Raw genomic sequence first — 11,116 nt, 5'->3', positions numbered from 1 at the left:
ATGCGTCAAGCACAAAAACTTCAAAAACAAATGGAACAAAGCCAAGCTGAACTTGCTGCTATGCAATTTGTTGGCAAATCTGCTCAAGACCTTGTCCAAGCGACCCTAACTGGTGACAAAAAAGTTGTCAGCATCGACTTCAATCCAGCTGTTGTTGATCCAGAAGACCTTGAAACTCTTTCAGATATGACTGTTCAAGCCATCAACTCTGCTCTTGAACAAATCGATGAAACGACTAAGAAAAAACTAGGCGCTTTCGCTGGAAAATTGCCATTCTAATCATAAGAAAAACAAGCATTCAAGAGAATGCTTGCCTATCGTGGGAGGAACAACTGTTCCTCTTTTTGCTTACTAAAAATCAAAGAATTCCATAGCCTGTTTGAAAAGCAATTCAGTATACTCTGGGTCTTCTTGGGCAATGGTAACCTGATCTTGAATCATTTCCAAGTCATCCGTTATCATGCCGTCTGCACCCAAATGAACAGATTTATCAAAGGACTCTGAACTATTGATGGTCCACACGTACAATTTCTGATCGGTATTCCAAAGCTTGTTGACAAAATTTTCATCTAAAGTTGAATACTCCATGGTATAACCTGTAGCCTTGGTTCTTGGAAAAATACTATTATAAGGTAAGATAAAAAAGACTGGAATTTGAGTATCGTAGGCTAAAACCTGATCAATCACATGGTAGTCCAAGGATTGCATTTGGTGACCATTCTGCTTAAGAACCGTTCCATATTTTTCCATAAAGCGTTTCATCATATCTGGACTATCTTTTCGACTGGTTTTAATTTCAATGAGGAGTTTTTGATGCAATTCATTGGCTTTATTGAGATAGTCATCAAAACTAGACACCTTGCTATGATAGCCATTTTCTGAAATATCGAGTTTGGTTAATTCTTCCAAAGTGAGATCCTGAGGATTGGCATTAACTCCTGTCAAATTCTTGATATTAGCATCATGCATCATGACAAACTGGCCATCTTTCGTTTCCTGAACATCCGTCTCAACGAAATCTGGAGATAACTGAGCCGTCTTTTCTAAAGATTGGACTGTATTTTGCACACCATTCTTATTAGATACTCCCCTGTGAGAGATAATTAAAGGTTTATTGGCAACTGGAGCTTCCAAATAGACATACCCCTCAAGAGCGAAAAAGATGCCGGCACAGCCCATCACTCCCCATCTCATCCAGTGGTCTTTCTTTCTCCTTGGTGTGATTTCTAGTTCTTCACCTGTCAAGAAGGATACAAACTTAATAAGGAAATAGGTCAAGGCCATATAGTGGAAATTCTTAATTAAGACAAAATTGATAATTCCCATTACAAGAGATTCCTTATGAGTCACTCCATCCATCAGTGCCTGACTTGCTAAGATAGGAATCAACAGAAGAATGAAAAATAGATACGTTTTGACGATAATCCAAAGCAAGTTCCAAATATAAAACCAGGAGTGATTTTTTGTCTTCTCTAGACTGTATCTGACTGCTTCTTTGACTGTTTTTTTCTCAAATAAAAGCTGAGGGAGGGCAAACATGAAACGCACTGAAATGTAAAATAGAAGTAAAGCCAAAATAGTAACCACTATACCTACAAGCCAATACTTGTCTTCCACATAATCAACGATAAAGTCTGGAATGACAATTTTATTGAGGTAATAAATCTTTAAAATCTTTCGAATCAATGGAAAGAGCATCATGACATAAAAGAAGATAAAGGCTATCTTGGCAAACGTCACTTGCTTCATAAACAAGAAACTTTGGTGAAAGACCTTGCGACTATACTCCAGCAAGGTCCTCTTTTCATGACATAATAAATGACGAGCACCAATAAAGAGGAGTCCTATTTGAAAATAGGCAATCAGTAAATTAACAATTACCAGAACAATTAAAGCAAGACTAATAAAGGGTGAGCCTGTTATAATAGCAAAAATATTGTTGTAGGAAAGAAAGAGATAACCTGTCTGACGGAGCAAAAGTCCAGCAATCCAAGAATTTGATGGTAACCAGACAAACTCAATCATCATGAAAGTCAAGAAAAAGAGAAAGAGAATTTTATCTAGATTAAAGTATATCTGCTTAAAACCTAGATTTTTAGGTTTTTCAGGTTTCATAGGCACTCCTAGTCAAATAATTGAGACAAGTCCAAGCCTCCAAAAGGATTGTTTGATAGACTACTTTCTGTCTCTAACAATTCTCTAGCTTGGTCCGATTCTAGAAAGGACTCGTAAACACGCGCCGTCATCCGAGCATCCTCTAAGCTATTATGAGACTGACCTTGAAATCCAAGAAACGAGGCAACGGTTTGCAATTTGAGATTAGCAATACCATGTAAATCCGAACTCCGACGTTCAAAAGCTTCATCATACAAATCCACCTTATACTGCTGGCTGTAGTCTAAACCATGCTCTGCTAGAATAGGCAAATCACTTTTAGCAGCATTGTAGCCTACCATGGGTAAAGAACCCACAAACTCTTGGAATTCTTTTATAACTTTCTCCACTGGAGGAGCATCTTTTAAGGTCTCAGCCGTAATCCCAGTCAAACCATTGATAAAACTCTTTAGAGGCACACTAGTGTGGACATAGGAATCATAGGCATCGATTTCCTGGCCATCTCTAAAACGTACTGCCGATACTTGAATCAAGTGTGTTTGCCCTTCATGCTGATTAAATTCTAAATCAAAAGCAATGTAATCTTCTAATCGTTCCATTCTATACCTCTCCTATACTGTTATTTTATACTCTTCGAAAATCAAATTCAAACCACGTCAACGTCGCCTTGCCGTACTCAAGTACAGCCTGCGGCTAGTTTCCTAGTTTGCTCTTTGATTTTCATTGAGTATTACTTGAGCAACTATACTATTTAGAAACAAAAGAAGCCATCAGGTTAGCATTTAACCTAAACAGCTCCTTGATTATCCTCCAAATAAACGAGCAAAAAAGCCTTTCTTAGTTGATTGGACTTCTTCTTTTGCTTGGTCCAGCTCTAGCTTAAGATTTTCTTGATCCTTCATGGCTTGAAGGGTCAATTGTTGCTGCTGATCGAGTTGTTTGTCTTTCTCAGCAATCTGACGGTCTTTGATACGCATCTGCTCGTCTTTTTCTGATAACTGACGATCCTTGGCTTTTAATTGTTCATAAAGACGAAGAATTTCTGCATTCTTCTCATCAACCAGAATCTCCATCAGTTCACGTTGCTTGACATCTTCACTGACAGGCTCATCTTCAAAAATCGTTTTTTTATAGATTTCTTCTAGCTTAATCAAGCCACTTCTGGTAACGACTGTTACCCCTTTGTCATTTTTATCTGTGTCTTCTTCTGGTAATTCTTTGACACGGTTATTGATTGCTTGGCGAGATAATCCTAAGACCTCTGCAATCTCACTGACGGTCATTTCAATACTCATAATATCCTCTGAAACGTTTTCTAGCTTTTCTTTACTTAAATCTTATCATAAGCTAGAAAAACTGTCAAATTTTCGCTTAATTTAAGGCCTTCAAAAAGGCTAATAAGACTTGGGCAGAGCGACGTCCAGCTTCGATAATAAACTCATCAAAAGAGATGTTTGCTTCATGGTTGGCATTATCACTCATAGCTCGGATAACTAAAACTGGAAGATTAAGGGCATGCGCTGCCTGAGCAATAGCTGCCCCCTCCATCTCAACAGCCAAAACATCTGGGAAATGGGACTTAATCACTTCTATCTTGTCATTTCCTGCAACAAAACTATCTCCTGTAGCAATCAATCCAAGATGCCATTTTTGGTCCAATTGAGATAAACTCTCTTGGATTTTGGCAACAAAGTTTTTATCTGATTTGAAATAAAGCGGTTGTTGCGCCATTTGTCCATAAGCATAGCCAAAAGCTGTGACATCCACGTCATGATAGGCTAATTTGTCTGCAATCACAACATCCCCAACAGCAATACCCTCTGCTACTGCCCCAGCTGATCCAGTATTAATCAAAGCATCCACTTGAAAATGATCAGCTAAAATCGCTACACTCATAGCAGACATGACCTTACCAATTCCACTTTCTACAAGAACGACTTTATGAGAAGCAATGGTTCCTGTGTGATAGGTATTGCCTAAAACAACTTGCTCCTGGGCATTGTCTAAATGCTGGACCAGATAAGCCAGTTCTTCTGGCATAGCCGCAATAATTCCTATTTTCATTTCAATTCCTTTTCTATTACAAAAGTTTCATTGCTAAGACAAGCAAAATCAAGAGAAAGATGACTGCAAATAAGATTTTATTCAGTTTAGAATTGAAGACATTTCTCTTGGTATTTTCAATGCGACGGCTTTTATGAATAGACGGTTCGACCTGAATCTTCAAGGTTTCCTGGCTAAAACCATGATTCTTAGGATTGGCATAACCAAAACGGGAAGAAGAGGTTGGTAAAATTTTTGTCTCCTCATCATCTAGCAAAGGGGGACCTGAAATCTTTTCGCCTCTATTAGCCCTTTCAATCATTTCATCCGTTAATAAAGGTTTACCCATACTGACCTCCTCTATCTTTTCTGCAATTCCCAGTATTGAACAGCCATAATTGTTTTGGCATCACATATATGACCTGCTTGGATTAATTTCTTGGCTTCTTCTAAGCTCACTTCAAGGACTTCCAAGGTCTCATCTTCATCCTGCGGACGCGGGTTTTCCACTTTCGTCAAATCACTTGCTAGGTATAATTTTAACTTTTCATTACAAAAGCCAATGGCTGAGTAAAAATCGTACAAGAGTTCTAATTTCCCTGTATAGGCTGTTTCTTCCTCTAATTCACGCAGAGCTGCTGCAACAGGGTCTGTATTTTCTCCTACTTCCAATTTTCCAGCTGGAATTTCGTAAGAGACAGCCTCAATAGCTTTGCGGTACTGCTTGACCAAGATAAGTTTTTGCTCATCCGTTACTGCTAAAACACAGACAGCTCCATTGTGGAAAATCAAATCCCGTTGGGCAGTTCCCTTACCTTCTGGTAATTCAACCTGATCTTGGACCAGTTTAAAAATTGGCCCTTGATAGATTTCTTTTCGGCTAAGCGTTTTTTCTTCAAATTCCATGACAGACTCCTACTGATTATTAGGATGATGAGGAAGGCGTGTTGCATATTCGTCTTTATTGACCTGACGTCCACGACCAATAGCAATAGCATCCGCTGGAACGTCTTTGGTAATAGTTGAACCCGCACCAACGAGGGAATTGTCACCAAGTTCTACTGGCGCAATAATGGTTGAATTTGAACCAACAAAGACATTGTTGCCAATGACTGTCTTGTATTTGTTTTTGCCGTCATAGTTGACTGTAATGGTTCCAGCACCAAAATTAACCTTGCTACCCACTTCACAGTTTCCAATATAAGTCAAATGACCAGCCTTGGTATTCTCACCGATTGAAGAACCTTTCACCTCAACAAAGTTACCAATATGGACTTGGGCACCTAGAGATGAACCTGGACGAATGTGGGCATAAGGACCGACTGTCACACCGTCTGCAACACTACTTTCTTCAATCATTGAGTTGGTAATAACAGCTCCTGCTCCGATAGTGCTATCCACTACATAAGTACCATTTGTCAAAACAGTCTCAGCACCAATTTTCGTTTGCCCCTTCAAGGTAACATTGGCTTCGATTTGAACTTCAGGAGCAATCTCAACATCAATATCGATATAAGTTGCTTCTGGATTGACAAAGCTAACACCATTGACCATGTGTTGGTGATTGATGCGGCGACGCATAACCGACTCAGCTGTCGCAAGTGCTACACGGTCATTTACTCCAAGACTCTCATCAAAATCTTTCAAAGTATAAGCGCCAACTTTTTCACCAGCTTCTCGGAAAATGCCAATGACATCTGTGATATAGTATTCACCTTGAGCGTTGTTGGTATTGATATTTTTCAAAGCCTCAAACAAACGCTCGTTATCAAAAATATATGTTCCAGTGTTGATTTCCTTGATTTGCTTTTCAAAATCTGTAGCATCCTTCTGCTCCACAATGCGAAGAACCTCAGCATTGTCATTACGAACAATTCGTCCATAGCCAAAAGGATTATCTGTTTCAGCAGTCAAGATAGTGGCCACATTTTTATGATTGATGTGGAAATCAATCAAGTTTTTCAAGCTTTCACCAGTGATTAAAGGAGTATCTCCTGCAATAACCAAGGTGTGACCTGACAAACCTTCCAAGATAGGCTCTGTCATCATAACCGCATGACCAGTTCCTAACTGTTCAGATTGAGTTACAAATTCTGTCTGTCCAGCCAAGACTTCCTCAACCAATTCCGCCTTGTGTCCGACAACTGTGACTGTCTTTTCAGGTTGGATAGCTCCCACACTACGGAAGACATGTTCCAGCATAGAAATACCCGCAACCTTGTGCAAAACTTTTGGCAAATCAGATTTCATACGAGTTCCTTTACCCGCTGCTAAAATAATGGCATAATTTGACATAATCTTCTCTTTTCTCTAGAAATTCCCTTTTATTATACCATATTTCAAATCATTACGCGCTATTGAATGGAAAAATGCTCTAAAGTCCTTTCCTATGTTACTTTTTAAGTATTTTTTTTTGATTTTTTAGCAATTTTAAGGTAGAATTAGGATGTATGAGAAAGAAAATTAATCCGCTTATTTTATATAGCTTTTTTGGACTTATGATTTTCATTTTAATCCTAAATCGTCCTCGTTTTGAGGAGCATCCCATAAAAACAAAATCAAACTTTGTCCAAATCGAAACCCAGGCACTTCAGAAGTTAGATAAACCAATTATTGATGTTTCTGGTTGGCAACGCCCTGAAGAAATCAATTATGATACTCTCTCCCAAAACATTTCAGGAGCAATTGTTCGTGTCCACAGTGGGGCTCAAACTGCCAAGCAAAACGATGCTTCATATATAAATGGTCTAGATAAGGCTTTCCAATCACACATTGGTGAATTTCAGAAACGTAATATCCCTGTTGGTGTTTATGCTTACGTGGCAGGTAAAAGCACCCAAGAAATGGAAAAAGCTGCTGAAAGTTTTTATAACGCTTCATCGCCATACAACCCTAGCTACTATTGGCTAGACGTAGAAGAAAAAACCATGTCCAATATGAACGAAGGTGTTGAAGCCTTTCGAGCAAAACTAGAATCTCTAGGCGCTAAAAACATCGGAATCTACGTTGGGGTCTATTTCATGGAAGAACACAGTATTGATACAAACAAGTTTACGTCTGTTTGGATTCCTTCCTATGGTTCAAATACTGGATTTTTCGAAAGCAAACCTAATACAGACTTAGATTATGATATTCACCAATACACTTCTAAAGGGAAAATTGCTGGCTTTGACCACGATTTGGATATCAACGTCATCTCTTCCTTCAAAAACAAAGAAGAAACCTTTAGAAAAATCTTTTTAAAACCTTAAAAGCATTTGTTTATCATTTGCTTTTTCTTTTTGTGTTTGATTGTGATACAATATAGTAAGGATTTTTTGAAATAGAAATAGTTGGAGGAAGTATATGCTCTCATGGTTAGCACGTGTTATTAAAGGGATTGTCATTGCTCTTGGATTTATCTTACCGGGAATTTCTGGAGGGGTTCTAGCAGCAATCTTAGGAATTTATGAACGAATAATTAGTTTTCTGGCCCATCCCTTTAAAGATTTTAAAGAAAATGTTTTGTACTTTATTCCAGTTGCCATCGGTATGCTTCTGGGAATCGGCTTATTTTCCTACCCGATTGAATACCTACTTGAAAATTATCAGGTCTTTGTCTTATGGAGCTTTGCGGGTGCCATCATTGGTACAGTTCCTAGCCTTCTCAAAGAATCAACTCGAGAATCTGACCGAGACAAGATTGATTTAGCTTGGTTCTGGACAACCTTTATCATTTCTGGATTAGGACTCTATGCCTTAAATTTTGTCGTTGGAACCTTGAGCGCCAACTTTCTTAATTTCGTCCTAGCAGGTGCACTGCTGGCTCTTGGCGTATTAGTTCCTGGCCTCAGTCCATCAAATCTACTTTTGATTTTGGGTCTCTATGCTCCTATGTTGACTGGTTTTAAAACCTTTGACCTCTTGGGAACCTTCTTCCCGATTGGAATCGGGGCAGGTGCAACTCTCATTATTTTTTCAAAATTGATGGATTATGCCTTAAACAACTACCACTCACGCGTCTATCATTTCATCATCGGTATCGTCCTATCAAGTACCCTTTTGATCTTGATTCCAAATGCAGGAAACGCTGAAAGTATCCAATACACTGGTGTTTCTCTTGTTGGGTATGTCATCATCGCCTTCTTCTTTGCACTGGGAATCTGGCTTGGTATTTGGATGAGCCANTTGGAGGATAAGTATAAATAATGGCAAAAAAAGTTAAAATTAAAAAAACATTGGTGGAACAAATCCTATCTAAAGCAGCTATCCCACATCAGGGAATTCAAATCAATGCCCTGGAAGGAGAGCTGCCTCAAGGTTATGAACGAGATCAGATTTTCAAAACCTTGGCTCTTTTGGGAGATAAAACAGGACCAATTATCGGAATTGTCCCTATCACTCAACACTTGTCTGAAAAGAAACTAGCTAAAATTTCTGGCAACAAAAAAGTGAGCATGATTCCACAAAAGGACTTGGAAAAAACAACAGGTTATATTCATGGAGCCAATAATCCTGTCGGAATTCGTCAGAAACACAATTACCCCATTTTTATCGATAAAATCGCCCTAGACTTGAATCAAATGATTGTATCCGCTGGTGAAGTTGGTCACAGCATTATCGTCGCGCCACAAGACTTGGCCAGCTTTGTAAAGGCCGACTTTGCAGATATCTTGGAGGACAGCAAGTAATGAAACTCTACTTTGTCCGCCACGGTCGTACAGTCTGGAACCAAGAAGGACGCTTTCAAGGTGCTAGTGGAGATTCTCCCCTTCTTCCTGAATCCATTGAAACCCTAAAACGACTAGGCCAGTATCTCAAGGAAATTTCTTTTGATCAGATCTATTCAAGTGATTTACCTCGAGCGGTCAAATCTGCTGAAATTATCCAAAGTCAACTCCAGACCCCCTGTCCTTTAGAAAGTGTCCCTAATCTCCGTGAATGGCAACTTGGGAAGTTAGAAGGTTTGAAAATCGCAACCTTGGAAGCTATTTACCCACAACAAATCAAAGCTTTTCGATCTAATCTTGCTCAATTTGACACTCAAATGTTCGGAGCCGAATCCCTCTATAGCACCACGCAACGGACCATCCAATTTATCAAATCATTAAAAGATAGTCCAGCTGAGCGTATTCTAATTGTCGGTCACGGTGCCAATCTTACTGCCAGTCTCCGTACTCTTTTAGGTTATAAAGAACCTCTTCTTCGTAAAGATGGAGGCCTAGCAAATGCCAGCCTGACAATTTTAGAAACTCATGATTTTGAAACATTTACACTCGATACTTGGAATGATACTTCCTATCAATAACAGAACTTGATTTTAGCGTCAAGTTCTTTTTAGTTTTTAAAGATTATCCGTGAATTTCTTGCTTATTTATGATAAAATGGGAGTATCGCAAAAAAAGACTCATCGTATTCAATTTTGAGTAAAACTAGGAGGATCCCATGTCAACAGAACATATGGAAGAATTAAATGACCAGCAGATCGTTCGCCGTGAAAAAATGGCTGCGCTCCGTGAACAAGGAATCGATCCTTTCGGAAAACGTTTTGAACGCACTGCAAATTCACAAGAATTAAAAGATAAATATGCCGACCTCGATAAAGAACAATTACACGATAAAAACGAAACAGCTACTATCGCAGGACGCTTGGTAACCAAACGTGGTAAAGGTAAAGTAGGTTTTGCCCACCTTCAAGACCGCGAAGGTCAAATCCAGATTTACGTTCGTAAGGATGCTGTCGGTGAAGAAAACTATGAAATCTTCAAAAAAGCAGACCTTGGTGACTTCCTTGGTGTCGAAGGTGAAGTGATGCGTACAGATATGGGAGAACTCTCTATCAAAGCTACTCACATCACTCATTTGTCTAAAGCACTTCGCCCACTTCCTGAGAAATTCCACGGTTTGACAGACGTTGAAACAATTTACCGTAAACGTTACCTTGACTTGATTTCTAACCGTGAAAGCTTTGAGCGCTTTGTCACTCGTTCAAAAATCATCTCTGAAATCCGTCGTTACCTTGACCAAAAAGGTTTCCTTGAAGTGGAAACACCTGTTCTTCACAACGAAGCTGGTGGTGCGGCAGCCCGTCCATTTATCACCCACCACAATGCCCAAAACATTGACATGGTGCTTCGTATCGCGACTGAGCTTCACTTGAAACGCCTTATCGTCGGTGGTATGGAACGCGTCTATGAAATCGGCCGTATCTTCCGTAACGAGGGAATGGATGCCACTCATAACCCTGAATTTACTTCTATCGAAGTTTACCAAGCTTATGCAGATTTCCAAGACATCATGGACTTGACTGAAGGTATTATCCAACATGCTGCTAAATCAGTTAAGGGCGATGGCCCAGTTAACTACCAAGGCACTGAAATCAAAATCAATGAACCATTTAAGCGTGTTCACATGGTGGATGCTATCAAAGAAATTACTGGTGTCGATTTCTGGCAAGACATGACTTTCGAGGAAGCCAAAGCTATTGCTGCTGAGAAGAAAGTTCCTGTTGAGAAACACTACACTGAAGTTGGCCACATTATCAATGCCTTCTTTGAAGAGTTTGTTGAAGAAACCTTGATCCAACCAACCTTTGTCTATGGACATCCAGTAGCTGTATCTCCACTAGCTAAGAAGAATCCTGAAGATGAACGCTTTACTGACCGTTTCGAACTCTTCATCATGACCAAAGAGTATGGAAATGCCTTTACTGAGCTCAACGACCCAATCGACCAACTTAGTCGTTTTGAAGCTCAAGCAAAAGCAAAAGAACTTGGTGACGATGAAGCGACAGGCATCGACTACGACTACATTGAGGCCCTTGAATACGGTATGCCACCAACAGGTGGTTTGGGAATCGGTATCGACCGTCTCTGCATGCTCCTCACTGATACAACCACTATCCGTGATGTATTGCTCTTCCCAACAATGAAATAATACTCTTATCCTCTGGTTCTTGCCAGAGGATATTTTCATAGCC

General features: G+C 39.5%; 13 protein-coding genes. 6 read left to right on the top strand and 7 right to left on the bottom strand.

What is annotated here, in order from left to right; all coding sequences use genetic code 11:
* On the top strand, positions 1-279 hold a 279-nt coding region (locus tag D8837_RS07090; protein WP_001822250.1), incomplete at its 5' end, for a YbaB/EbfC family nucleoid-associated protein.
* A gap of 72 nt (positions 280-351) precedes the next feature.
* Here the strand turns inward: D8837_RS07090 and D8837_RS07085 are convergent.
* The 7 genes from D8837_RS07085 to glmU all read right to left on the bottom strand — a co-directional run bounded on the left by D8837_RS07085 (position 352) and on the right by glmU (position 6,453).
* Positions 352-2,115, bottom strand: coding sequence for a glycerophosphoryl diester phosphodiesterase membrane domain-containing protein (locus tag D8837_RS07085; RefSeq protein WP_125456609.1), 1,764 nt, complete (start codon positions 2,113-2,115; stop codon positions 352-354).
* An 8-nt stretch (positions 2,116-2,123) separates the two neighbouring features.
* Positions 2,124-2,714, bottom strand: coding sequence for a 3'-5' exonuclease (locus D8837_RS07080; RefSeq protein ID WP_125456608.1), 591 nt, complete (start codon positions 2,712-2,714; stop codon positions 2,124-2,126).
* Between the two features lie 204 nt (positions 2,715-2,918).
* On the bottom strand, positions 2,919-3,410 hold the full coding sequence (gene rocS / locus D8837_RS07070) for a chromosome segregation protein RocS (RefSeq protein ID WP_000021242.1): 492 nt from the start codon (positions 3,408-3,410) through the stop codon (positions 2,919-2,921).
* A 76-nt stretch (positions 3,411-3,486) separates the two neighbouring features.
* Positions 3,487-4,179 (bottom strand): 5'-methylthioadenosine/adenosylhomocysteine nucleosidase, encoded by a 693-nt coding sequence (locus D8837_RS07065; protein ID WP_125456607.1) that lies wholly within the window; start codon positions 4,177-4,179, stop codon positions 3,487-3,489.
* A gap of 16 nt (positions 4,180-4,195) precedes the next feature.
* Complete coding sequence (gene macP / locus D8837_RS07060; RefSeq protein ID WP_125456606.1) at positions 4,196-4,507, bottom strand: cell wall synthase accessory phosphoprotein MacP; 312 nt, start codon at positions 4,505-4,507, stop codon at positions 4,196-4,198.
* A gap of 11 nt (positions 4,508-4,518) precedes the next feature.
* Positions 4,519-5,064, bottom strand: coding sequence for an NUDIX hydrolase (locus tag D8837_RS07055; RefSeq protein ID WP_125456605.1), 546 nt, complete (start codon positions 5,062-5,064; stop codon positions 4,519-4,521).
* A 9-nt stretch (positions 5,065-5,073) separates the two neighbouring features.
* Positions 5,074-6,453 carry a bifunctional UDP-N-acetylglucosamine diphosphorylase/glucosamine-1-phosphate N-acetyltransferase GlmU gene (glmU, locus tag D8837_RS07050; RefSeq protein ID WP_125456604.1) on the bottom strand — a complete coding sequence of 460 codons (1,380 nt, stop codon included), beginning with the start codon at positions 6,451-6,453 and terminating at the stop codon, positions 5,074-5,076.
* A 155-nt stretch (positions 6,454-6,608) separates the two neighbouring features.
* Here glmU and D8837_RS07045 point away from each other — a divergent pair, with 155 nt between their 5' ends.
* From D8837_RS07045 to lysS, 5 genes are all read left to right on the top strand, one after another.
* The gene (locus D8837_RS07045) at positions 6,609-7,409 is read left to right on the top strand and encodes a GH25 family lysozyme (RefSeq protein WP_125456603.1); all 801 of its coding nucleotides are present in this window, start codon (positions 6,609-6,611) and stop codon (positions 7,407-7,409) included.
* Between the two features lie 94 nt (positions 7,410-7,503).
* Positions 7,504-8,346, top strand: coding sequence for a DUF368 domain-containing protein (locus tag D8837_RS07040; RefSeq protein WP_125456602.1), 843 nt, complete (start codon positions 7,504-7,506; stop codon positions 8,344-8,346).
* Positions 8,346-8,828: an aminoacyl-tRNA deacylase gene (locus D8837_RS07035; protein WP_125456601.1), complete on the top strand. Its 483-nt coding sequence runs from the start codon at positions 8,346-8,348 to the stop codon at positions 8,826-8,828. Before D8837_RS07040 ends, D8837_RS07035 begins: the two co-directional genes overlap by 1 nt.
* On the top strand, positions 8,828-9,445 hold the full coding sequence (locus D8837_RS07030; protein ID WP_125456600.1) for a histidine phosphatase family protein: 618 nt from the start codon (positions 8,828-8,830) through the stop codon (positions 9,443-9,445). Before D8837_RS07035 ends, D8837_RS07030 begins: the two co-directional genes overlap by 1 nt.
* A 137-nt stretch (positions 9,446-9,582) precedes the next feature.
* Positions 9,583-11,073 carry a lysine--tRNA ligase gene (gene lysS, locus D8837_RS07025; protein WP_020902752.1) on the top strand — a complete coding sequence of 497 codons (1,491 nt, stop codon included), beginning with the start codon at positions 9,583-9,585 and terminating at the stop codon, positions 11,071-11,073.
* The last annotated feature ends 43 nt before the right edge of the window (positions 11,074-11,116 follow it).

Origin of the sequence: Streptococcus mitis, from assembly GCF_003942965.1 — a bacterium.
Classification (GTDB): domain Bacteria; phylum Bacillota; class Bacilli; order Lactobacillales; family Streptococcaceae; genus Streptococcus; species Streptococcus mitis_BH.
Note: the sequence above shows the minus strand (reverse complement) of the source record. Positions and strands in the feature narration are given on the sequence as shown.